Below are 22,148 nucleotides of genomic sequence, written 5' to 3'. Positions count from 1 at the left end.
ATGGAGATGCCAAATGAACAAAATAAAAAGACGCCCAAAAATTGAGCGTCTTTTACATTTACTATTTTGTAACAACTTGTCTTTCCTTAACGTTTTCATTAGTTTCTCTCATAAACTCTTCAATCTCTTCAACCGTTCTAATGATATCTTTTGACAAATTTTCATACCCGTCCTTTGTGACAAGAATATCATCTTCAATACGAATTCCAATTGATTCTTCTTCAATATACAAACCTGGTTCTATCGTAATGACCATACCTTCTTCTAATACTCTATCTTTGTATGTTCCTACATCATGAGTATCTAAACCGAGGAAATGGCTCACACCATGATAATAATATTTAGATAGTTCCTCATCTTCTTGAATTAAACCAATTTCTTTACACTCTTCTGCCAGTACTTTTTTTGTATGTTCATTTAATGCGGCGAATTTTAATCCTGGCTTTATAAGTTCAGTCGTTTCTTTTAATGCCTTTAATACAATATTATATATTTGTTTTTGGCGATTAGAGAATGTTCCACTAGCTGGGAATGTGTAACTAATATCAGCATTGTAGTAGTCTTTTTGAGCACCTAAATCGAGCAGTACTAAATCACCTTGTTGCACTTTTGCATCATTATCTTCATAATGCAGCACAGTAGCATTTTTACCACTCGCCAAAATTGTATCGAATGCATGATATTTAATACCAGACGATTTTAATGTGAAATCAAAATGCGCTTCTAATTCATATTCCATTATGCCTGCTTTCGCTTGTTTCAGCACATTATAAATACCCTCTCGAGTAACCTCAATTGCTTCTTTTATTTTTTTAATTTCTTCATCTGTTTTGAACACTCGTAATTCACAAATGTTCGGATAGACATTCCCAATTGAAAGATGAGGATACTGTTCTCTTACGTGCTTCGCAAATGCTAGCGCCTTCGTCTCAGTACCTTTCCAATTACGACGTTCTAAATCTAAATACACATGTTTCACATTTTCTGCGAAAAGTGTATTCGCAATTGTTACTTCAAAACTTTCTATATATACAACCTTCTTAATACCAGAAATATTTTCTGCTTCTTCTTTCGAAACGGTTTTACCAACCCATTTTTCAAGCACTGGATCTGGTTTTTCAATGAAAAGAGTTTCTTCTACACTATCTCCAAACTTTTTTAAAATAAAAATAACATTTGGCTCATCGATTCCCGTTAAATAGTAAAAATTTCGATTCGGCACAAATTTATAGTGTGCATCAGCTGACATATGTGGTGCCTGTCCGGCAAATAAAATAGTAATCGATTCATCTGGCAATGTTCTCGTTAATCGTTCTCTATTTTGGGCAAAAAATGTTGGCTTCATAATAATCCCCCTTGAATTCTATGTATCAAAACAAATTATCCAATGTAATTCATTTTATTATTAATTTTTCGTCAATTAACAATTATCGTGTAGAAAGTAAAACATTAATCAGTGAGCGTCCTACTGCCAGCCATTTCTATCACGCCTATTCCTTATCTAGCTAAATACTGTTAGATTTTTAAGAGATTGATGGATACCAAGAAAATTTTGTATCACTATCAAGTGGTGTATCCTGGGTTTCCTTTTTGATTATGCTGAACCATTTGTTTAATATTTGAGCTTTTGGTAATTGTGAGGCAGGGTCGTCTTCCCAGATGATGTGTGAAAACCAGGCCTTTGTTTCCCATTCAAATTGCAGTTCTGCAAACGAAATTGTAGGATGGTCCGCTTCATAAAATTGTCGATTTACTGCATCTGAAACTTCCGAAGCTTGTGGTAACAACTCATTCTTAATTCTATTTTTAATCGTCTGATTTTCTAACTGATCCCAAAAATACAATTGCCCGTTCATTTGATAAAAAATATCAAATGAAGCCTCACCATTTTTCAAATTAAGCAATATAAAAGCACGTTCCACATTATTGTCAGCAGCTTTTACAGTATTGATAATTAAATTTTGTGCAATTGAGACCCAATAGCTATTGGCTTCTTCTAATGGGGATTCAACATACAATTCTTCATTTAATTCATTGAGGGTTGCCTCATTATTGTTTACTTGTTCCACTTTCTTAAAAAATCTATTGAAAAAACCCATGATTTCTCCTCCTCTTTTTCATTCCCTTATAATACATTTGAATAATTAGATAATATTGACAATGCAATCATATCATTTTCAAATGAGGTATGAAACCAATTTAATGAATGGAGTTTGTTCTTGTATTTACTTTGTATATTTGAGAAACTGAATTTAAACAAAACCTTTGTTTAAATTAAGGATGGAAATTAGAAGTTCAATTTTGCAAAGATGGTGGGAAAATGGAAGAGAAAAAAACAAGAAGTAAGAAATATTATAGAATTGCTTTTCTTGTATCAACAAGTTACATTTGGTTTTTGATTCTAGCGGCATACAGTATGGGGATTCCGCAATATATCAAGTTGCTCGGGGAGATCGCTCTAATAACAGCCTTTACATGTTACTTTTCCGTGCCTATTTTTTATATTGCTTTGCCTTTAGTATATATTCGCGTTGTACTTTCCTGTTTCCGTATATACACTTCAGAGCGAATGTTGGCTTATTATGCACTTTCTTGTTTTGTTTTAGGGCTTGCTTTATTTCTTCCTTTAAAAATTTATGGTTTTTATGAGGAGAACTACATATTCACGAAGCAGGTTCATGATCAACGTATTGAAGAAAAAATAAAACAAGCGATTGAAAAAAATAATGGTCCCATTCAGATTACATATGTGACAAGGGAAAGTGTACTGCAATCGAATGAAGGTTCAGGAAGTCCTGTATATCCCAAAATAAACATTCATTTTGAGTTATTAAACTGTGCTAAACAAAATGGTGGAGGCAGTGGCTTTTCATGTGAATCTTCTGTCGAAGCATACTACAAAGATAAAAAGTGGTTGGTAGATTATAATTCAAAAGAAAATACAGGTGTTATGAATCTATCTAAAAATAACCAACGTGCTGTAGAAGTAGAAAAGCAGCTAGCTCTTACTCCTGAGGAAGAGGTGAATATCTGTAACAGTACTGAATCAAAAGCGATTCAATATGTGAAAAATGAGTATAATTCAGATTTAACAATTGTTAAAAAAACGTTTAATAAGCATACAAGTTCCTACAAGAAAGAAAATAGACCATCGAATGCAATTCATGCGCTAACCATTAATGGATATTTAAACACGGATTCCCAAAAAGATATCACGGTTAGGGTAGAATATGATCCGATTGCAAGGGAATATTGGTCTCATATCTATGAAATGAGCGATGGAGCTAAAAAGGAGATAGAAAAACAAATCGAATTAAAAAAAGAGATACATAATAAAAAATGAAATAGCAAAGCAAACATCCCCCATGTCTTCTGTCATATATAGTGAACCACTGGTTGAGGTGTTTGTGTTTGTTTTCGTTCTAGAAACAATCTATAATTTCTCTTCAATTGTAAATTTAGCCATAAGAAAAGCACCTCCAATTGTTAGACTGTGTCTAACAATTGGGGTGTACTTCACTAAAGGTGGATTTCTAATTTTTATATTTATCTTTCTCCTGTTAACAAACTATTTTATATTCATTTAATATCTTCTTCAGCAATTATTATTTCATTTATTAACTTTGTTTCACATACCTAGTTGTATTAAATGATTTATCGTTGAATAATTGCAAGTTCTTTCTATCATAGTTTTGAACTTTATAATCTATGTCTTTTTGAACAACCTCTGCTTCTACACCGTTTGACATTTGTTTTGTGATATGTAGTTTTAATGTTAAACTAGCTTTATCATATTCCCATGTACCTTCTATATGGTTCGTTTTCTTTGGATACTCTTCTGCATTGTAAACTTCGAAAGTTTTAGGACTTCCACCTTTTAAGATAAATGATGGTTTAAATCCGTCAGAAGTCTGTACACCCCAGTTACCAATTAATTCAGTACCATCTATTACGTTCTTCTGTACCGCATCATAGTCGATTCCGGCTTTCTTATCTAAGTCTTTAATATCTTTAACCGATACTGTACCATCACCGACTTTTGTATTCTTATCTTTAAGTGAGTTAATTGCTTTATACCAGTATTCGTCACCTTGTTTCAGAATCTTCTCTGACTCTTCAACCATTTCTTTGTCAGTCTTTTCGCCTTTTTCTCTAGTTGATTTTCTAGTAAACACTTCTTCTACTATTTTGGAGGACTCTCTAAAGTAACCAGTCGCTTTTTCAAGGTTTTTCTGTTCTTCTATATACTCTTTAGGTGGATCTATAGATTCAATCTTATCTAATACCCCATCCAGTTCTTTTATTGAATCTAATACGTCTGATTTCTTTTTCTTGCCGTCAAAGAGTTCTCCTATTGTATCATTATGCTTCTTAAATATAGTATCAAACTCTTCAACTAGTCCAACTACCCTAGTTGTGTAGTCTTCTTTTGATACCTTCACTTTCTTAACAGAAGACTTCTTTTCATCTTCTTTAGCGGATTTAGACTCTTCTGTCTTTGTTTCCTTAGATTCAGTTTTATCCGATACCCCACAACCGAATAATAACATAACTGGAATTGCTACACCTACTAGTTTCTTTGCTTCCATGACTAATTTATCCCCTTTAAATTTTACTGATTAAAACCGTTTTCGTTACTTCCACCATATCCATATTATTCCTATATATCGTACCATTCACCTTCTTCAACGTCAAAGTGTCTTTCCTTGAAGTCTTCATTTCTTCTATAGGGATTTTCAAAGGTTTGTTAACACAATGGCTTTATGTTAACAAAAGGTGCTTTCATATACAGAAAACACCTTTTCAATCTACAACTATTTTTTATAATCTATTACTTTTTTCTATAGTCTAAAACATTTTTTAAATCAAAAAAATTTTCTCAATCTTATTAGTGACCTATATAAGTCACTAATAAAACCATCATCAGTCTTCAATCTATTCGGCCGTCCTGCTGCAACTTGCATTCCTTTGTTTCGTTTTCCTTTTTTAAGTATTAAATTTCCCACCTCAACTTCTACTATTCTACCAAGTTCATCTGTTGTATATTTATAACCTTCCTTCTTTAATTATAGGCATACAAATAGGCTCTCAAGTGCCCTATTTATATATTTTCTACATCTATACTTTCCATTTCATTATGAAAATAGCATTACACCTAACAGTTATTCAATCGGTCCCATAAATTGAGTAATTAAATAAATATGCTCGATCAATTTAACTTTTTGCAGATTCTCTACTTTTTCTGCGCCCCCCTAATCCAAGAAGAGGAACATAGCCAAAACACTCATTATAAGCTGGAATTCCGTAATTCTGAATAGCTACTAAATAGGGATTCCATTCCATATATTCTTCTAAATATTCTTCTTCCTCAAGAAATCTTAAAAACAGGTTGAATTTAGAGGCAATAACTTTTGATTTTCCTTTACGATAATTTAATTGAATAATATATGATTTATCACCATACTTCTCAAATAAAAGGATATCCCCCATGCTTGTCGTAAACAACGGTATTGTATTTTGATTTCTAATATACGTTTCTTTAACAATTTCAAAGTACTCTTCTGGATTAATCAACCTAAGATAGCCATTTAAAACCTTTCCAAATCCATAGTTTTCCCAAATATTAATTAACGTTTCAGGAAGTACATTAGAATACTTTTCGACTAAACTTTCAGGAACTCTTTTTTCCAATTCAAAGTCCTTCATTATTTTTAAGTTAGTTATACAAAACTATTCCCCCTTTTCAATTGTTCCTCATCATGTTCGGTGATATTTATTGAATTTTTTCATCCAAAGTTTCTATTCGATGCCCTGATGGAGAACATAGTAAAGCGTTCATACTAATATCCTACATGCCCCACTATTAGCTGCGTATCTCCCAGTTACTTAATCTGGATTATGTATAGCTGTCTGCTAATATGTCTTACTTTCTATTGCGCTATCTTCATCAAGAAGTCGTTTACGATTTTTCAAATATTCATTTACCTTTAATATTTCCTTAAGCTTTAAACTGTCTTACAAATTCTTCAGAATCAAATTTAGTATTTTAGTTAAAATCCACTTGAATTTCTACTTCATCTCACCTCTTAGCCCTTTTAACTCCTTTACTAACTTCATAAACCGACTTAGTATGATGCTTAATTGAGCATAAAAAATCCACAGTTTAAAAGTTTTTCAATGTGGATTCTTACATTTATTTTTCTCGATAATGCACCATATCATAAGGATAATATGGAGTATCTCTCAAGGTTGAGTCATCTAAATTTAATATTTTTGCGATTGCTCCACTTTCAAAACTCCAGTAACCACTAAAAATCTGACTTCGAATGTTCACTATAGAAGTATTATGGGATTCTGTTATTTTTCCGCTAAAATCTCATCTGTTAATCCTTAACAATAGACTATAGCCATTTTCATTTGTTTATCCATTTCTAGTCTACCTAAAATCCATAGTTTAATAAAAGAATACACTTCTAGGATACAAATCAATTTTTTGATATTAATTCAAATAGGTTGGTAATTGATTTAACCAGTCTTCAAAATTATCCGCTTCTTTGGTTACACCATGTTCTTCATGAAAATAATAGTAAACTCCCGTTTGGTGGCACTCTTTTGAATGAAGACAAAAGTAGTCTCCATTACCTATACTGTAAAAAGGGATTAGTTCGTTTTTCCAAAAGCCTTCTTTCATTTCATAATCATAAGTAAATTCAATAGTAGCATTTCCGTTCGTTTTACCACTAGAAACATTTAAAATCTCTCCTGGAAAGACATATTCAGACATTAGTTCAATAAAGTATTTAAATTCTTTAGGAAATTGACATCCAAACTTTTTCTCAATTTTTACCCAATCATTAGCTGAAGGGGAATCTAAATCCCCTAGTTCTTTATCTAACATACTTTCTAATAAATTTGCAATTTCATCTTTTGTCACTAACTTTTCCTCCCTTATACTAGAAAAACGAGGGAGTTCTCTCTTATTTACAAGTATTCCCTCGATTAAAATCAAATGCCGCTTCAACACCATTTTTCATTAACTTTTGTAATAACGTATCAAGTCCATCTTTGCAATAACAATGGATTTCCTCTTTATATAATGGTAATAATGTATGGAAGTAGATTGGCCAGTCACCCTCTATTCTTTTAACATCCTCACGAAATTCCATTTTGAATGTACTTGAACATTGTGGCAGCGGCGGTACAATCATAACAACAGAAAATCCCGTCTCTTTATCATATGGATGAATTGACGCATTTGGATCCCACTTCATTTCACCTAATTGGACTCCATACGTCTGTTTTAAATATCCCTCTGATTGATTCGGAAATACAAGCCACTGTCCTAAGCCATATCCATTTCGCCGTACATTTTCCCCAAGCTGTCGTAAAAGGCGCAAGGGCCAACCGTATTTCGCACTATCCAAAGCAGATGTTGATACTTCCCAATCTTTTGGCAGATGCATGACAAGTTCTGCATAACCACTATCTACACTTGATGGAGTAGGCATACGGAAATAGCTATTTCGATTAAGATTTAAATGGCAACGTCTTGGTAACCCACTTCAGTTACTTTTTCATTTAATAGACGAATCCCTAGTCCATTTTCTGTGTCCCATGTACAATCAAAAGTTATCCCAATATCTCGCTCTTCATAAATATCTCCATATGGAACTACAATTCCAACTAAAGTTATCATCTCAAGTAATTGATCAGTTGTTTCGATGTGTGGATAATTTTCATTAAATTCAATATCATACCCTAGTTCTTGACGCTCTTGTTTGTAATAGTCTAATATCGCTTGTAAAAAACCTTGCTGTAATTGTTCCCAATTTTGCACTAATGAGTTATAAGCAGTATATTGTTCTTCATCAAACTTACCGTCTTCTTCACCTTTAACCATCAATGCTATTTCAGCTTCTTTCCCACAAAATTCAATGGTAATATACTTAACCCATCCATATGTATATTCAAGCTCACCAAAAACCACATCATTTATTATCATTTTCAAACTCTCCCTTTTTATTTATCAGAAAATCTCTTGGGCCAAGATTTACTTCTCTGATAGTACAAAAGTCATCCTCTTCATTAACATTATTTTTATTGTAAAACTAATCTACTCTGCTATAAAGTTGTTTAAATTAAAAACTTTGAAGGACTTTAAACCAATTAAAAAGTTGTTCTATCCTACTCTCTAATATTAATTGTTATTACCAATAGGTTCTATACTCAGTACCGTACCACTGGTTCCTAGTTTTTCAATTAGTTTTTTTGCCTTACCATATGGAAATCTCTCTACTAATATATAAGGAGGATTTTTTGAACCCTTTAGCAAATCTGCAGTGGAAATCTCAATCCCTAATACGTTCTTTATTCTTATTAAATCTGTCAAGCCTTCATTAGGAGTTTTTGCTAACACTATATTACAAATATCAGATGGCTTAATTATTGTTTTCTGTTCTATTTCACTTAAACAACCACTATTCACCCATTTGTTAAAATCAGAGGTAATTATAGTAGCATGGTTTGGATTCATATCCCCAGAATCAATAACTAATACCTCTTTCCCCTCTGCATCTTGAGACATTAAAAAAACATTACCTCCACCGTCATCACCAATCGAGATATACCCAATTGCATATTCATCTACTTCCCAAACCTCATTTCTTTCTACAATATGCTCCGTACCATAAATAACTAACCCACCACCGATTGAAAAACCATTTGTACATCTTAATAAACCCTTATATACATTGGGGAATTTAACTTTCATACGATCTTCTACTTCTTGGATTTCAATATCACTTGCTGCCGTTTTTTTTATCAAGTCTGGAACCTTGGATAGATTAATCATTTGACAAATCCTCCTAAACTATCAAGATATTTATATGCATCAATCATTGCCTTTCGTGCCGTTTTTTGATCCTGCTTTAATCATTTGCCTATAGATCTCATTAAATTCATAACGTATATCAGTATTCAAGCCTTCATTTTTTCTCCGTTTCCTCTGCATAGAAGAAATTATTGCACGTGATCGGCCAAAGCTTGAAGGGAGAAGTATTACAGAAGCTTAATTTTCCTTATAATCAAAAAGCCTCCCTCTTTAGCCCATCCTTTTACCTATTCATTTTGCAATGGATAATGAGACTATATTCGATTATCAGAAGCAATATCTTTATTTCCTGGTGCACGATTATCCTCTGGACTGACTCTACCTATGAGTAAGCAACAACCTGCTTTAGATTGTTGCTTACTCAATAGTTTCAAAGATATATATTTGCATTCTTCAACCCAAAAGATATAATTCTTTTAGAGTTTCTATAAAATCAGAATCCGTTTTTACTTCAATCATATTAATAAGATCATAAAATCGGCTTAGTTTAAAAGAAAAATTGTATAGAACAACCGCGGCACTATTCAATTTCCTAAATCTATCTATATAAATCTTAGAGCCACTTTTCCCTAAAAATAAAACATTATATCTATCATTTGTGCTTTTTTCTAAAATTATTCTATCTGGCTTAAGTTCGAAAAAAGAATGATACTGTTCATCTGAAAAAGTTTTGAATATCTTTTGAATATTATTTATTGATGTTGCAATCTCGATTTCATTTTGAACATTTGTATCATATTTTCTTACTTCTAATTTATTTTTCGAAAAAATATATAAAGCCAATGCTGATTTATATTTATCTGAAAATGTATCTACTTTGTATTCTTTTCCTCTAACAACTTCAAAAAGCTCATAATGATTATTTGCTTCATTAAAAGTTAACTTAACAATAGTTTCAGGATGATCTTCCCCACCTAATGGTGCAACACAAATAATATCTTTTTCCCTTTTGATCACTTTAATTTCTGTTTCAATTAAATTATATATACCACTTAAGTCCATATTTCACACTCCTTTATGGCTTTATTTGTTTAATAACTTTAAGCTCTATTAATTCCTCTATAGAGTAAGGTCGACCATTAGATTTATATTTAATAATTTGCGTTCCTCCACTTGGCTGATTAAACCAAGGAACAATTTTCTCTGAAGTTACTTCAAAATCATCAATAACCTCATAAACATTATAAGGCGCTTATTCACTATGCGGAGCCAAAACCCTACTTGGGAACGAATCTCTTTCAGGAGCTAAAGAGAAACCTGCTGAATTACCATATCTACCTAGTCTCATTTCGGGATGTAATGTTTCCACTTTTTGAGTTCCCGAAACAAATCCATCATTAGGCGGCCAATGAATTTCTCCTGTTTTTTGGTCATAGTATTTTGGATTCTTATATAATCCTTCATTAGGTGGATAATCCCATTTCTTTATATTTTCAAGGATTTTCACATCATCTACATGTTTTCCAGCCTCACTAGCTCCCTTACCAACATTACCCGTACCCTTAACTCCACTAACTTCCTTACTAACCTCTGAACCACCATTCCCTAATCTCGTAGCAAGCGAAGCCTTAAGCCCCTGAATCTTACCATCCATAAACTTACTACTCTCTGCATGGCGTACATTAACCCACTCGGTAAGCTTCCCTGGGCCAGCTTGCTTCACTATCATTGTACCGTCTTTAGCTACTTCAACACTTTTGAGTGTAGATGTTACATAATCTACACCCTCGACTATTTTTTAGCCAATCTGATACATTTTGTCATTTCCGGATTTTCCTGTTTTTAATCCAACCAATGTGAAATAATCTAATTATTATTTTACCTATATGAATTTTTGATTGAAACCATTTTTATACTAAAGCAAAAGGGCTATCCCATAAGCAAGTGAAACCAACTTATGGAACAGCCCTTTTATTTTAAATACCTGTTAATCATGTGATTTTTTTAGTTCGTATTTTACTGATTGTGTTTTAAGCCCCTGCTACCTGCTAATTGGATCGTAAAATATAATACTGAGACCCAATTTATTTGGGACATTTATCTAGAAAATATGCACAAAATATTTGCGAACTCGATTCATTCATCGGTAGACATTGCTATAAGCTTAATTTTCTTTCTCTAAAACACTAGCTTTTATTCTGTGCTTTAATTATTTCCATACCCTTCATAAATTTCTTAATAGAATCCTCATTCTTCATTAATCCACTTAAGTATAACAATACATCAAATTCTTCAGGGTCTGCATCATAATATATCATTCCTGGATCGATAAAAGGCTCATAAACTATATTACATATATTTTGTCCCCCTATTTGTATATTAAAACATCTTTCCAATTTGGAAATATAACTATTTTTACAAATTGGAAAGATGTTTCAAATGATTGTCCATTGTAGAAAAAAAATAGTTTGTCATCTTGAACATAAATACCAACTACCTGTCCATCTTCACTTATCCCACCAATCCCTAGTACTGTTTTATACCTATCCCCAGTTTCTTTTATTGAATACGTATTATTATCAATTAATATGTATGATTCCAGTTTTGGATAATTATGCAATGTTATCATAATGATTATACTCCTTTCCAAATAGAAGACATTATTATTTCACTGCCATACATTGTTATTTTCTATTTTGATTATAAGTTAGGAATTCAGATAATTTATGACTTTGCAGCAAAATTATACTCCTGATGTTAAAATTTCTTATGAGTTTTTTAATCTATTCATTCCTTTAATAAAACTTAACATGGAATCTTTACTTAACATCAAATTACTTAGATATAGGAAATAATCGAATTCATCCTCATCATCGCCAAAAGTTAAAACGAATGGGCTTATATATGGTTTATATGTAATATCACACACAACCTTATCTGTTATTTTAACTTGAAAATTACGTTTTCCATTATCAGTTCTCTCATTTATACAGATAATCTCATCAGGAATTGCCTCATATTTCTTCTCATTATATATAAAAAAGAATTTATTTGCATCAACAGAAATACCTATCAATTGTCCATCTTCACTAAATCCTCCCACACCTTGCCTAACTAACTGTACTTTATTTTTTTCAACTATTGAATATCCACTAGGTTCTAATATAATATATGTGCCAGTCTTAGAGTAATTATTCAGTATTATCATAAGTTACACCTCCTAATGTACTAATCCTAATAGTGTATTTATTGCATCTTTTTGCATTGATTTTTCAATTATAATTTTCCATACTTGTTCATCTCATTCATAAATTCCTTTATCAATGTATGAATCTTTTATCTTATTAAACATACTCTCAGCTGTTGTTCCTATTGGATTACCGTATTTTTAATATTTCTTTCCTCTAAACCAGCTCTCTCCTCTGCAGTCATATTTCCCCTTGCTGTAATTTTTGCCGATTACACGCTTCTACAACTTGCACCATAAAAAAGCAGCAGAGATTTCTAGTATTTATCTCTGCTACTTTTTTCATTACCTTCCAAAACAAACTAATTTTCATTCCTCATAATCGTACAAATACTTTTCAGATAAGATTATCTAATGAGAGCTTCTTATTTCTTTCATAACTTTTTGAATTATCTTACTTATGTCTCAACTCACTCAAATTCATCTAAACTATTCAGAGTTTTATCACTTATGTCAGAAGGTTCAAATTCCTCCCAATTGTTTAATTGAAACGATACTCCATCTACATTTACAAAGCCACTTCTCTTATAGAAATAACCACCGCGTTCATAAAGTTTTATTACTGGCTCAAATAGATCTTTGTTTTCAATAGCGATTTGATTTCCCTCATCTATAAGTGCATTTAGTTCAAGGAAACTTGTAACTATTGCATTTTGATAACTATTCTTCACTTCATTAATTAATTCAATTCCTTCTATATTTACTTGCGGTGATGTGATTGAATTAGAAATACTTATAAAGGGGTAAACACATTTACCTGGATATGTCCGGAAAAATATCGCAGTTCTTCTTAAATACTCTTTGCACAATTGGACATTCGATTTTCTTTCTATTTCCCCAATACGACTCCAATCAATTGCTGAAATCCGCTTAATTGCTCGGTTTAAATTCCCCAAATATTTTCACCCTTTACATTCATCGCCCATTATAATGTCATCTCGCCTAAGCCTATTTTTCTCATCCTATTGTTATGCACGATGTTTCACCCGTCATGAGCTTTCGATTTTTATATAATCAGCTAATGGACTTAATCTCTTATAAATATCACTGTTCTGCTGAGGGATTATAATCAACCTCTGCATTTTTTAATCTTTCTATTACTTTATTTATTCGTCTCGATAATTCATTTATTTCTTCTGATGTTAATTCACCTTCTGCTTCTTGTGGATTAAACAAACTTAAAGTCTTTGTTATACCTTCAACGTAACCAATGAAAACTTTATCATAAGTAATTAAAATCTCTCCTATAGCAACATCAACGATAATATCCTCTATTTTACCTAAGTTATTGAAATCGTCTACTATTCTTGCTATTGTGTGTCTATGCCCTCTATTTTGAGATAAAAATTCTTTATATACCCCTTGAATTGTTTCAAACAACTCGTTGTATGTCCAGTCTTCCATTAAAAATCTCTCCATTACCCATTAATTTGGTTTTAATCTTTCCCCATTATTATGTATTATCTCTAATTGTTATTACTTCCTACAATTTCTTTGCATGAGAAAAAGAGATAATGTTTCTTATTTGAAACACTACCTCTTTTCATTGTTATAACATATATTTACTTTTAGTTACACTTTACTACATTACTACATTATTACAATTATGCAGTTAATTAATTTAACTATTTTATTATTTTATCAAACAACACTTTTATGTTGTTACTTTATTATATAATGCATTCAATATTATAAAACTATTTATGCGTATATTTTAATTCCACCCTTTAACACCCAATTTTGGGCTAATCATCTTATCTGCATCATGTTCTTCAATAAAAAAATAAATTAAATCTACAAAAAGCCTTAAGTCTTTCTTGTCTACAATATAATACCACTCTTGCATATGATCTCCACCTATACAATACTTAAGTTCTCTTTCAGAAACTTCATCATCAAATCCCCACATTCCCATTGGCATTATAATGTTATACCCATTATAATTCAACCAAATATTCACTTTATCTTCATTTACTTTTATCTTCAATCGACACTTATCACTGGTATACCATAAAAAATCTTTTTTATCTTCTATTTTCCAAATCATTTCAACTTTCCCCCATGATATATATCATATAATCCAACACAAGCATCCATACCTGGATTACTACTTACAGATGCATTAACAACTCCCTCCCATGAACCATATTTTTCAAAAAAAGACTCTGGTGTTGGACCGTCTGCATTATTATAAGTTTGTAAATTACTCTTTCTTACTAATTCATATCCCTCCATATCACCTTTCTCAATATAGCTATTTAACCTATTTGCATTGCGTTCATTAACCATCTTTCTTGCAATATCTTCTGTAGAATATCCCTGACTATAAAGATTATTCAACATTTTCTCATTAGCCTCGTGATATGCCTGTCTTGTCTGTTTTGCAATTTCAACTTGATCAAAATCGCTCCAATCTATTTTATTTGCATATTTACCTATACGAGTTGAATCAGGATTAGGTGAAAAACCATAAACTGCATCTGGATTTTCAAGTATATCTTTTACCGCCTTTGGATTATCCATAGGATTATTCTTATAGGTAAATTTAGCATCTCCCGTACCCTTAGCAAGCGAAGCCTCAATCCCCTGAATCTCATCATTAATTTTCTTACTACTCTCTGCATGGCGTGCATGAACCCACTCGGTAACCTTTCCTGGACCGCCTTGTTTCCTTGCTACTACACCGTCTCCAACTATTTCATGACCCTTGTTGAAGAAGGCAAGTGTATTCTCCATTCCTTGGGTCATTTTTCCGCCAAGCTGATACATTTTTTCATTTCCGTATTTTTCTGCTTTTAGGCCTGCTAGTCTCACGCGGTCAAGCGCAATATTTTTGTTGTCTCGCAATGATTGTACTATATTTGGATTAAAACTAGTTTCTCCAGTTCGCAGTTTCGCTAATAATCCAAGGTTAGTTGTTACTTTGATCCTTTTTACAACTTTGTTTCTACTATCGTCGTACACTGTACATAACCATTATAATCCATAAAAACAGCACCAAAGATGTAACACTTAGTGCATTTATAAAATTGTAATGAATCCTTTAAATTAAACTCTATGCTTAAACGCAAAAAAGCACTTGTTGTCTTTAGTAGACAATCAAGTGCTTTAAGTTCATGTATATCCGTATGGTCCTATGGACGCAATTTCATGAAGTTCTTACTTTTTACAATAGATTTCAAAGAGGAAGTGTCCGTATGATAACACTTGTATCAAGTCGTTTCATGCCATTTTAAAGAAAGGAGAAGTATATCGTACACAATACGTCACATTTGAACAGGCAAATCTGGCACTATTTCAATATATTGAAGGGTTTTATAACCGCAAGCGAATTCATAGTAGCATTGGTTATAAAACTCCTCAAGCAATAGAAGATCTAGCTAAAAAGGTAGCTTAGATTTAACTTTCTCGTGTCCAAAATATTGACTCAAATCCAGTATCCTTATACCTCGGAAATTCAACTACTACATAATTTTTGAAGATACGCTCACTTTGAAAAAGTGTGCTAGACTTGTGAGGTCGAGCACAAATGAATTCCACCGAAGACACCAAATATGAACGCCCCTATTGAATCATTTCATTGTTTACTGGAGTACGAATGCCTGAATCGCTACATGTTTCAAACATATGCCGAAGCTTATCAAGTAATAGCTACATATATTGAGTTTTACAACAACCGCAGAATCCATTCTAATATTTTGGATTTATCACCAAATGAATTTTATCGACGAACGTAAACAGAAACGTTAAAAATCAAAGAAGTTAGAGCATGAGACGAGATTTTTTCTTGTCTCATATGAAAAAAGAAGCAACTTGCCAAAATAAAGAGCAACTCTATGAAACAATAAGTTAAGGATAGTATATGTCCAAAATTAGGGGAGAATCCGCAAAACCGATGTTTTGAAGGGCGTACCTAGATTCAGAAGGAATCCACAAATATTAGATGAAGATTAAGGTATTTTTCAAATCTCAAGAGATTTCCCATTTTCACTTTGGAAATCACAGAAAAAGAGATTCAATAATTGTAGAATTCTTAAAGATAGAAAAAACAAGAGAACCCTCGTGTGTTCTCTTATGTCCGTTTGCATTCTAGGTTTGATCCGAGCATGTCTCAATGAAGACTTTTCCTTTAAGCTGGTACCCCATGGATGTTAATTCATTATTTCTGCGAAATATTAATTGATTAATCATCATATTCATCTGAATCATCATCTAAATGCGAAGTTACAGGGTAGCCTGATGGATCATATATATATTCAACACATGATTTTTCATCAGAAATAATAAGATACACATTATCATCACCACCAAAAGGTGAAGGTGGTACCTTCATTTTAACTTGCCATGCATAGCCATTAAAACCATCATAACGTTCATAAAAAGCTATCGATTCTCTAATATTTGTGGGGAGTACCCCTTCCAAATGATTCTCCTCATTGTAATCTTGAGCAATTTGAATCACTCTGTCTATATTTAATTTAGGATGTATACTTGGTATTTTGTTTTTATCAACTCCTATTATTAAAAACTCAATAGCTTTTTTTTTATCAGAAATAACCAAAAACCTGTCAAAATCCTGAAAATCTAATTCAGCAAGCCATACGCAACCATCAATTGCAAAAAACTTATTATAAAATTGAATTGATTGACTTGTATCATTATTTATTGTCCATGGAAGGTAATTCTTATTACGTTCATTTAAATATTCTTGTACAACATGTAGTGCTTCCGTTACAGTTAGTCTGGGTTCATTACTCATCTAAACCCCCCTTAAATATTTCAGAATCAGCGGGTGGCCATTTCTAAGCGCTTAAATATAACGTTCAGTAGCAATTATCTCAGCTCTTGTGAAGTTTGCTCTATTCTCCATAATTTTATTGTATACATGCTCTTCTCTTTGTAAAACGGTTTATTTCAAGTAATTCTCTTTTCCCAACTCTAACCATTGTTGCGCATGTACATTTTCATGATAAGCAGCGATTTGTGACGGTCTTCCTCTAAAATAAATTTTACCTGTCTCAGGATCGAAACCACCAGCTTTTCCTCTTGGTACTATTTTTTTATCAATTACAACTTCAATTCCATGTTTACTTAACTCCTCTCTATAGGCTTTAAAATCAGCTACTCGCATTATTCTATTTCCATTTTTATCAAGTTTAAATACATTCCCACTAACTCTTTTTGTATCCCAATTAGCGAAATCTAATTTATTTACCATCCATAAACTTACTACTCTCTGCATGGCGCGTATTAACCCACTCCGTAACCTTTCCTGGGCCACCGCCTTGCTTCACTATCAATGTACCGTCTTCAGCTACTTCAACACCTTTGAATATAGCTGTTATGTAATCCACACCCTCGGCCATTTTTCCGCCAAGCTGATACATTTTGTGTTTTCTATATTTTTCTATTTTTAATCTGACCAGCTGGAAATACTCTAATTATTATTTTACCTATATGAATTTTTTATTGAAACTATTTTTATACTAAAACAAAAGGGCTATCTATTAATCATGCAATTTATTTAAAAAATCAGTGAAACTACTTGCCACATAAAATACATTTTCTCTTGCTACTTCCTCTGCTTCTTCTGCTGTAATTCCTTCACTTTCCATCAGTGCTTCTTTTTCCCATGCATCTTCATGTTCCCAAAAGACAACAATTGGATTGTCTGCATGATTTTTATAATCAAAGCAGATTAAATTTCCTGCTGGATCGATTCCAAAAGGAATTACACCATTAGGCAAAGTAGCACGATAGTTATTATAATCTGTTACAATGTAATCACTACTTCCCTCATCAAACGAAAGTAATGAACCAAAGACTCTTTCTATTCCTTCAACATCAAAACAATATGGTATTACATTAGCGCCATGATTCACTTTTGCACACTCGATATAGTCTTTCGGAAACTTAATCCCCATTGATTTACCTATTTTTCCAATAATTTCTTCAGTAACCAGATCATCTGCATACTTCCATTCTAAATTTTTCATCTAATTCCGCCTCCCTATAACTTATTTCCCCTAAATGATTTACACTGTGAGTTTCGGATACTACTAACTGCATTTTCCCAGGTATTTGATGGTGACGCCAAGTTAAATCTGATATACGTGGCAACCCTATTTTTATTTCTTTTAACTGTTTGGGAGTGAATATATCTTTTGGAATTTCCCCCTTCTCTATCACCTCCTTTAGCATTCAAGTAAACTCTTTAAAGTGTGTATCATCTGGCTTAATATATAAATCTTTCTCTAATCTCATTGTAAACTTAACATCATTCCCTTTAAATATTGGGAATCCTAAAATATCAAAATCTACTCCTTTTTTCACATGCGTTCCTCTACATTTACTGTTTGTAAAAATTTAAAACTTTGTGAACTTATAAAATTATAATATGTCTACTTATTTCTATCCTAAAACGCAAAAAAGCACTCATCGTCTATTGAAGATAATTTATCCTCTTTCCTTAATAATCTTTTTCACCAATAATAAAAAGTTTTCTATCCATCTATTCCCTTAACATTTTTTGATCCAATGCGTATATACGATGATCACTAATTTTAGTATAAGTTCCACTTTCCATATTAATCCAGACCAGCCTACAATCCCTTTTATTGGTGCTATGCACAAAGGCATTAACTAAGATTAAATTTCCTCAGTCAATGCCCTTAATTTTAATGATTCTTTACTACTTCAATCACATTCTCAATATTATCTTTTAACTCATTATTTTTAGCTTCTTCATATTGATAATACCCTTGAATTCCTCTATGAATGATAGAATGCATAGTTGGATGAAATGATTTATCTGTACACTCAATTAAAAAATTACAGAATTCCGCACTAGCTGCTGGAGAATAAAAGAACATTTCTATCAATATATCAATTGTAGCTCCCTGTATTTGTATGGCGTTCTTTTTATTTTTTAAAGAATAACCATTTATCATACCAAAACAAAATGTTGCTATTATTTGCTTTTCTTGTTCGTTTAATATTTCTGGAACCAATTGTGAAGTATTTAAAAACTGCTGAATCATTTTTTTCACTTCACTGTAATATTCTACATCATTAGTCATTTTTGTCCCCCTAATATATAAATATATTTCCTTCTGGATACTTTCCATTCCATCCACAAGGAATATGTCCACTTAAATAGATTTCTAGCATTTCGTTATAAAATGCTGACTTATAATATTCTTCATAAGATAGTACCATTATTATACTTACTATATCGAATTTAATAGCATTTAATATATCTTTTGGTAACCCCAATATCATTATTTGTTTTTCAATATTGTCAGTAATTTTTGGTAATACCTCTGCTTTGATTTTTTTAACTAAGGTGTTCCAATTTTTATTATATATTTCTGGTTCATTCTTTGCTAAATAACCCGTTAAATTATTACTTTCTTCAAGACAAATATTTTCCCATTCTATCCCATTCACACTCTTAACCATTTTCTTTTTATTTGATAAATAGGTATACTCAATTCCTTGAGGCAAATTACTCTCTGTTCCACAATGTTTTAACCAATTACTAGACAATACCGCTTCCACTACAGAAGTATTTAATTCCATGTAAATGCTCCTTTATTTAAGTTTTGGTAAATTAATTCTACCAGGAATCCTTGGAACAAGTGAATCTCCAGTTATTGTTGTTCCATTTCTCGTTGAACAGCCTTCTGAGCTTGTGCATCACTCAAACCAGCTGACTTTAAAGTTATATATTAGACCTTACTTTTGCTATACCTACTTTTTCCTTTTCCTCCTTGCCTTTTTTGCATGCAAAAAAGACCCATTCCAACTCATCACTCAAGTTGGAATAAGCCTTTTAAATTTATTAAGCGTGTTTGACAAATTTTTTAGCGTTTGATTTGTTGATTGTATCGTACAATCCTACTTCTAAAAAGTAAACCCACGAATTGATTTTCATGTACATAGTGTTTATCCAATATTAAATTTATGTCTAATTTCTTTCAAGCAAGCTTCAACTTCCTCTGCATTATGTTTATTCCGAGATACATAATTTTCACTGACCTCTTTTAAATAATTATAAAATGTTTCATAGTCTACAATTGCATAGACTTCCACACTTGTTACTGGCGGAATCGTAGTAAAGTTGACTCCAGTATCTCCAAAATACTCCTCATCATGTAGTTGACATTCGGTAGCAAAGTAGCAACTTGTAAATCCAATTCCAAATCCTTTAGCAAGTTTAAAATGATGTAATGCTTCTAAGAAATATCCGTCTCCAATGGTATTAAAATAAGCTTCCATATTCTGAACTTTTTCCTCAAAATTTTCTACGTAATAAATTTCATCATCCATTATCAACATTCTCCTTAGACTATTGTTTAGGAAACACATGGAAGAAATTTTTAACCTCTCCAGTTGTTTTATCAATATACCCTATAAATTGTAACTTTTCTCCTCCTATATCTGCATATCCAACAACTTCATTGGAAACAGCATTAGGCCGAGAATCTATTTAAATTCTGTTATTGCTTATTCCTTCAGCCATCGCCTCCCTCCCCCACTTTAATATTTGTTCATCAGAAATTACATTAGGGTCATAAACAGTTTTAGGATTCTTATACTCTTTCCACTGACCTGTAAAATTCCCTTTTCCACCATTTGCCGTACTCAATCCATCATAAGCTGGTAGTTTATATTTTATCTCGTATATACCATCGATATTTTGGTGAGGTGTCTTGGTTACAATAGCTTGATTGATATCCGTTATTTGGTTGCCGAAATTATCCAAAACAAATTTCTTGAAATTGTCAAATTGTGACCTCCTTTAACACCAATTGTTGGTTTTGCCTTGAAACCTTCTACCTCTATTAAATGGGTATCATATCCTGGCTTAAAAATAATATTTTCACCCATACCCTTAACTCCACTAACTTCCTTACTAACTCCTGAACCAGCATTCCCTATTCTCGTAGCAAGTGAAGCCTCAATCCCCTGAATCTTACCATCCATAAACTTAGTACTCTCTGCATGGCGTGCATTAACCCACTCGGTAATTTTCCCTGGGCCAACTTGCTTCCCTATCAATGTACCGTCTCCAGCTGCTTCAACACCTTTGAGTGTAGCTGTTACATAATCTACACCCCCGGCTATTTTTCCGCCAAGCTGATACATTTTTTCATTTCCGTATTTTTCTACTTTTAGGCTTTCTAGTCTCACGCGGTCAGGCCTAATATTTTTGCTGTCTTGGAATGATTGTACTATATTTGAATGAAGAGTAGTTTCTCCATCTCACCTTTTCGCTAATAATCCAAAGTTTATTATTACTTTGACCCCTTTTACAATTTTCCTCTACTATCTCCGTATACTGTACATAACCATTACAAACTATAAAAATTTAATGAATCTTTTAATTCTATACTTAAATGCAAAAAGCACTCGTTGCCTTTCGCAATCAAGTGCTTTTTTGCTAACTATATGAATTAATTTGTTACAATTCTTATCCTCAAACCAATGGTCCTATTTAATTTCGTAAGTTTATGGTTTGTTCTCTGCGAAAATAAGTCGTATATTTAAAATTGCTTTTCGTCTACGTATCGTTCTTATTTTCATAAATAAATATCGTTATATAATTCCATAATTGCCTAACCATCATGAGTTCTTCATTCTACATATTTATTTCCTTATATTCTTAGTAAAAAGATCTATTCACTACTTGGTAGCCCAAAAATAAATAAGTACTTTTTACTTAATCTCATCGTCATTAAAAATGGCTTCAAACTCCTCATCAGTATAATCTCTATTACTTGATAGATGATAACGATGAGGTATCCCGTTATGGTCTAGAACATGATCTACAACACCTTCTTCATCAGAAACAACAAAAGTAATTTCATCATCACCTTCATATGTCTTGGGTGTGATATCTGCCAAAACGAGCCAAGCACTTCCTTTAATTCTATAAAATTCACTATAAAATCTTACGGACCTTTCTATATCCTCATGTATGATCCCATGTATATTATGCTTTTTCTGATATCGCTTAGCAATTTGAATAGCTTGACTTGCAGTTATATTTGTTTCCTTTTGTTCCAT

General features: G+C 32.2%; 27 protein-coding genes and 7 pseudogenes. 3 read left to right on the top strand and 31 right to left on the bottom strand.

Annotation, left to right across the window (positions count from 1 at the left end; genetic code table 11):
* Nucleotides 1-61 precede the first annotated feature (61 nt).
* Together ORL93_RS01355 and ORL93_RS01350 are read right to left on the bottom strand one after the other, a co-directional pair.
* Nucleotides 62-1,345 (bottom strand): aminopeptidase P family protein, encoded by a 1,284-nt coding sequence (locus ORL93_RS01355; protein ID WP_006095377.1) that lies wholly within the window; start codon nt 1,343-1,345, stop codon nt 62-64.
* 178 nt (nt 1,346-1,523) lie between these two features.
* A complete protein-coding gene (locus tag ORL93_RS01350) occupies nt 1,524-2,099 on the bottom strand; it encodes a hypothetical protein (RefSeq protein ID WP_006095376.1) in 576 nt (191 codons plus the stop codon).
* Nucleotides 2,100-2,320: 221 nt separating this feature from the next.
* Between ORL93_RS01350 and ORL93_RS01345 the strand changes: the two genes are divergently transcribed.
* Nucleotides 2,321-3,343: a hypothetical protein gene (locus ORL93_RS01345; RefSeq protein ID WP_265958473.1), complete on the top strand. Its 1,023-nt coding sequence runs from the start codon at nt 2,321-2,323 to the stop codon at nt 3,341-3,343.
* 274 nt (nt 3,344-3,617) lie between these two features.
* Here the strand turns inward: ORL93_RS01345 and ORL93_RS01340 are convergent, their stop codons facing one another.
* From ORL93_RS01340 to ORL93_RS01260, 18 genes and pseudogenes are all read right to left on the bottom strand, one after another.
* Nucleotides 3,618-4,589 (bottom strand): DUF3994 domain-containing protein, encoded by a 972-nt coding sequence (locus ORL93_RS01340; RefSeq protein ID WP_265958471.1) that lies wholly within the window; start codon nt 4,587-4,589, stop codon nt 3,618-3,620.
* 327 nt (nt 4,590-4,916) lie between these two features.
* Nucleotides 4,917-5,066 (bottom strand): annotated as a pseudogene (locus ORL93_RS31440) (DNA/RNA non-specific endonuclease); the annotation flags it as partial.
* A 96-nt stretch (nt 5,067-5,162) separates the two neighbouring features.
* Nucleotides 5,163-5,706 (bottom strand): annotated as a pseudogene (locus tag ORL93_RS01335) (T6SS immunity protein Tdi1 domain-containing protein).
* A gap of 487 nt (nt 5,707-6,193) precedes the next feature.
* Nucleotides 6,194-6,325: pseudogene (locus ORL93_RS01330) on the bottom strand (PoNe immunity protein domain-containing protein); the annotation flags it as partial.
* Between the two features lie 174 nt (nt 6,326-6,499).
* Nucleotides 6,500-6,934, bottom strand: coding sequence for an SMI1/KNR4 family protein (locus ORL93_RS01325; RefSeq protein WP_006095372.1), 435 nt, complete (start codon nt 6,932-6,934; stop codon nt 6,500-6,502).
* Between the two features lie 43 nt (nt 6,935-6,977).
* Nucleotides 6,978-7,508: a suppressor of fused domain protein gene (locus ORL93_RS01320; RefSeq protein ID WP_006095371.1), complete on the bottom strand. Its 531-nt coding sequence runs from the start codon at nt 7,506-7,508 to the stop codon at nt 6,978-6,980.
* A 26-nt stretch (nt 7,509-7,534) separates the two neighbouring features.
* Nucleotides 7,535-8,002: a DUF2004 domain-containing protein gene (locus ORL93_RS01315; RefSeq protein WP_006095370.1), complete on the bottom strand. Its 468-nt coding sequence runs from the start codon at nt 8,000-8,002 to the stop codon at nt 7,535-7,537.
* A gap of 195 nt (nt 8,003-8,197) precedes the next feature.
* Complete coding sequence (locus tag ORL93_RS01310; RefSeq protein ID WP_018781697.1) at nt 8,198-8,851, bottom strand: SMI1/KNR4 family protein; 654 nt, start codon at nt 8,849-8,851, stop codon at nt 8,198-8,200.
* 39 nt (nt 8,852-8,890) lie between these two features.
* On the bottom strand, nt 8,891-9,010 hold the full coding sequence (locus tag ORL93_RS01305; RefSeq protein WP_265958468.1) for a hypothetical protein: 120 nt from the start codon (nt 9,008-9,010) through the stop codon (nt 8,891-8,893).
* A 273-nt stretch (nt 9,011-9,283) separates the two neighbouring features.
* Entirely contained in the window at nt 9,284-9,892 is a 609-nt protein-coding gene (locus tag ORL93_RS01300) for a hypothetical protein (RefSeq protein WP_006095368.1), read from the bottom strand.
* A 13-nt stretch (nt 9,893-9,905) separates the two neighbouring features.
* A pseudogene (locus ORL93_RS01295) lies at nt 9,906-10,067 on the bottom strand (glycohydrolase toxin TNT-related protein); the annotation flags it as partial.
* Between the two features lie 15 nt (nt 10,068-10,082).
* Entirely contained in the window at nt 10,083-10,559 is a 477-nt protein-coding gene (locus tag ORL93_RS01290; protein WP_033798980.1) for a hypothetical protein, read from the bottom strand.
* A 639-nt stretch (nt 10,560-11,198) separates the two neighbouring features.
* Nucleotides 11,199-11,459 carry a hypothetical protein gene (locus ORL93_RS01285; RefSeq protein ID WP_006095365.1) on the bottom strand — a complete coding sequence of 87 codons (261 nt, stop codon included), beginning with the start codon at nt 11,457-11,459 and terminating at the stop codon, nt 11,199-11,201.
* 138 nt (nt 11,460-11,597) lie between these two features.
* Nucleotides 11,598-12,038, bottom strand: coding sequence for a hypothetical protein (locus ORL93_RS01280; protein WP_265958467.1), 441 nt, complete (start codon nt 12,036-12,038; stop codon nt 11,598-11,600).
* A 449-nt stretch (nt 12,039-12,487) separates the two neighbouring features.
* On the bottom strand, nt 12,488-12,973 hold the full coding sequence (locus tag ORL93_RS01275) for a hypothetical protein (protein ID WP_098135523.1): 486 nt from the start codon (nt 12,971-12,973) through the stop codon (nt 12,488-12,490).
* A 148-nt stretch (nt 12,974-13,121) separates the two neighbouring features.
* On the bottom strand, nt 13,122-13,481 hold the full coding sequence (locus ORL93_RS01270; protein ID WP_265958465.1) for an Imm3 family immunity protein: 360 nt from the start codon (nt 13,479-13,481) through the stop codon (nt 13,122-13,124).
* Between the two features lie 310 nt (nt 13,482-13,791).
* Nucleotides 13,792-14,124, bottom strand: coding sequence for a hypothetical protein (locus ORL93_RS01265; protein ID WP_265958464.1), 333 nt, complete (start codon nt 14,122-14,124; stop codon nt 13,792-13,794).
* On the bottom strand, nt 14,121-15,041 hold the full coding sequence (locus tag ORL93_RS01260) for a hypothetical protein (RefSeq protein ID WP_265958463.1): 921 nt from the start codon (nt 15,039-15,041) through the stop codon (nt 14,121-14,123). The genes ORL93_RS01265 and ORL93_RS01260 overlap by 4 nt, the downstream gene beginning before the upstream one ends.
* Nucleotides 15,042-15,255: 214 nt before the next feature.
* On the opposite strand from ORL93_RS01260, the pseudogene ORL93_RS01255 reads away from it, so the two are divergent.
* Both ORL93_RS01255 and ORL93_RS31360 read left to right on the top strand, forming a co-directional pair.
* Nucleotides 15,256-15,474, top strand: a pseudogene (locus ORL93_RS01255) (integrase core domain-containing protein); the annotation flags it as partial.
* Nucleotides 15,475-15,610: 136 nt separating this feature from the next.
* Nucleotides 15,611-15,814, top strand: coding sequence for an integrase core domain-containing protein (locus tag ORL93_RS31360; RefSeq protein WP_368493481.1), 204 nt, complete (start codon nt 15,611-15,613; stop codon nt 15,812-15,814).
* Nucleotides 15,815-16,260: 446 nt separating this feature from the next.
* Here the strand turns inward: ORL93_RS31360 and ORL93_RS01250 are convergent, their stop codons facing one another.
* The 11 genes and pseudogenes from ORL93_RS01250 to ORL93_RS01195 all read right to left on the bottom strand — a co-directional run bounded on the left by ORL93_RS01250 (nt 16,261) and on the right by ORL93_RS01195 (nt 22,148).
* Nucleotides 16,261-16,836, bottom strand: a complete 576-nt coding sequence (locus ORL93_RS01250; protein WP_265958462.1) for a hypothetical protein — start codon at nt 16,834-16,836, stop codon at nt 16,261-16,263.
* 51 nt (nt 16,837-16,887) lie between these two features.
* Nucleotides 16,888-17,208 (bottom strand): annotated as a pseudogene (locus ORL93_RS01245) (zincin-like metallopeptidase toxin domain-containing protein).
* A 76-nt stretch (nt 17,209-17,284) separates the two neighbouring features.
* Nucleotides 17,285-17,464, bottom strand: a complete 180-nt coding sequence (locus ORL93_RS01240) for a hypothetical protein (protein WP_018781725.1) — start codon at nt 17,462-17,464, stop codon at nt 17,285-17,287.
* 120 nt (nt 17,465-17,584) lie between these two features.
* The gene (locus ORL93_RS01235) at nt 17,585-18,073 is read right to left on the bottom strand and encodes an SMI1/KNR4 family protein (protein WP_018781726.1); all 489 of its coding nucleotides are present in this window, start codon (nt 18,071-18,073) and stop codon (nt 17,585-17,587) included.
* A pseudogene (locus ORL93_RS31210) lies at nt 18,070-18,419 on the bottom strand (HNH endonuclease); the annotation flags it as partial. The pseudogene ORL93_RS31210 and the gene ORL93_RS01235, both read right to left, overlap by 4 nt.
* 335 nt (nt 18,420-18,754) lie before the next feature.
* Nucleotides 18,755-19,156 (bottom strand): Imm48 family immunity protein, encoded by a 402-nt coding sequence (gene imm48 / locus ORL93_RS01220; protein WP_006095351.1) that lies wholly within the window; start codon nt 19,154-19,156, stop codon nt 18,755-18,757.
* 10 nt (nt 19,157-19,166) lie between these two features.
* Nucleotides 19,167-19,658, bottom strand: a complete 492-nt coding sequence (locus ORL93_RS01215) for a hypothetical protein (RefSeq protein ID WP_265958461.1) — start codon at nt 19,656-19,658, stop codon at nt 19,167-19,169.
* A gap of 366 nt (nt 19,659-20,024) precedes the next feature.
* Nucleotides 20,025-20,408 carry a ribonuclease toxin immunity protein CdiI gene (gene cdiI, locus ORL93_RS01210; protein ID WP_006095348.1) on the bottom strand — a complete coding sequence of 128 codons (384 nt, stop codon included), beginning with the start codon at nt 20,406-20,408 and terminating at the stop codon, nt 20,025-20,027.
* 160 nt (nt 20,409-20,568) lie between these two features.
* On the bottom strand, nt 20,569-20,844 hold the full coding sequence (locus ORL93_RS01205; RefSeq protein ID WP_033798979.1) for a CdiA family toxin C-terminal domain-containing protein: 276 nt from the start codon (nt 20,842-20,844) through the stop codon (nt 20,569-20,571).
* Nucleotides 20,820-21,272: a hypothetical protein gene (locus ORL93_RS01200; RefSeq protein WP_006095346.1), complete on the bottom strand. Its 453-nt coding sequence runs from the start codon at nt 21,270-21,272 to the stop codon at nt 20,820-20,822. The genes ORL93_RS01205 and ORL93_RS01200 overlap by 25 nt, the downstream gene beginning before the upstream one ends.
* Nucleotides 21,273-21,797: 525 nt before the next feature.
* Complete coding sequence (locus tag ORL93_RS01195; RefSeq protein ID WP_097795660.1) at nt 21,798-22,148, bottom strand: hypothetical protein; 351 nt, start codon at nt 22,146-22,148, stop codon at nt 21,798-21,800.

The organism is Bacillus sp. DHT2 (assembly GCF_026241455.1).
Taxonomy (GTDB): Bacteria; Bacillota; Bacilli; order Bacillales; family Bacillaceae_G; genus Bacillus_A; species Bacillus_A pseudomycoides.
Note: the sequence above shows the minus strand (reverse complement) of the source record. Positions and strands in the feature narration are given on the sequence as shown.

Coding starts and splice junctions, on each gene's coding strand:
- ORL93_RS01320 (WP_006095371.1), bottom strand. CDS start 7,508: ATGCCTACTCCATCAAGTGTAGATAGTGGTTATGCAGAACTTGTCATG.
- ORL93_RS01350 (WP_006095376.1), bottom strand. CDS start 2,099: ATGGGTTTTTTCAATAGATTTTTTAAGAAAGTGGAACAAGTAAACAAT.
- ORL93_RS01285 (WP_006095365.1), bottom strand. CDS start 11,459: ATGATAACATTGCATAATTATCCAAAACTGGAATCATACATATTAATT.
- ORL93_RS01250 (WP_265958462.1), bottom strand. CDS start 16,836: ATGAGTAATGAACCCAGACTAACTGTAACGGAAGCACTACATGTTGTA.
- ORL93_RS01355 (WP_006095377.1), bottom strand. CDS start 1,345: ATGAAGCCAACATTTTTTGCCCAAAATAGAGAACGATTAACGAGAACA.
- ORL93_RS01345 (WP_265958473.1), top strand. CDS start 2,321: ATGGAAGAGAAAAAAACAAGAAGTAAGAAATATTATAGAATTGCTTTT.
- ORL93_RS01195 (WP_097795660.1), bottom strand. CDS start 22,148: ATGGAACAAAAGGAAACAAATATAACTGCAAGTCAAGCTATTCAAATT.
- ORL93_RS01340 (WP_265958471.1), bottom strand. CDS start 4,589: ATGGAAGCAAAGAAACTAGTAGGTGTAGCAATTCCAGTTATGTTATTA.
- ORL93_RS01240 (WP_018781725.1), bottom strand. CDS start 17,464: ATGTATCAGCTTGGCGGAAAAATGGCCGAGGGTGTGGATTACATAACA.
- ORL93_RS01265 (WP_265958464.1), bottom strand. CDS start 14,124: ATGATTTGGAAAATAGAAGATAAAAAAGATTTTTTATGGTATACCAGT.
- ORL93_RS01305 (WP_265958468.1), bottom strand. CDS start 9,010: ATGCAGAGGAAACGGAGAAAAAATGAAGGCTTGAATACTGATATACGT.
- ORL93_RS01235 (WP_018781726.1), bottom strand. CDS start 18,073: ATGAAAAATTTAGAATGGAAGTATGCAGATGATCTGGTTACTGAAGAA.
- ORL93_RS01290 (WP_033798980.1), bottom strand. CDS start 10,559: ATGATAGTGAAGCAAGCTGGCCCAGGGAAGCTTACCGAGTGGGTTAAT.
- imm48 (WP_006095351.1), bottom strand. CDS start 19,156: ATGACTAATGATGTAGAATATTACAGTGAAGTGAAAAAAATGATTCAG.
- cdiI (WP_006095348.1), bottom strand. CDS start 20,408: ATGGATGATGAAATTTATTACGTAGAAAATTTTGAGGAAAAAGTTCAG.
- ORL93_RS01310 (WP_018781697.1), bottom strand. CDS start 8,851: ATGATTAATCTATCCAAGGTTCCAGACTTGATAAAAAAAACGGCAGCA.
- ORL93_RS01280 (WP_265958467.1), bottom strand. CDS start 12,038: ATGATAATACTGAATAATTACTCTAAGACTGGCACATATATTATATTA.
- ORL93_RS01300 (WP_006095368.1), bottom strand. CDS start 9,892: ATGGACTTAAGTGGTATATATAATTTAATTGAAACAGAAATTAAAGTG.
- ORL93_RS01215 (WP_265958461.1), bottom strand. CDS start 19,658: ATGGAATTAAATACTTCTGTAGTGGAAGCGGTATTGTCTAGTAATTGG.
- ORL93_RS01315 (WP_006095370.1), bottom strand. CDS start 8,002: ATGATAATAAATGATGTGGTTTTTGGTGAGCTTGAATATACATATGGA.
- ORL93_RS01270 (WP_265958465.1), bottom strand. CDS start 13,481: ATGGAAGACTGGACATACAACGAGTTGTTTGAAACAATTCAAGGGGTA.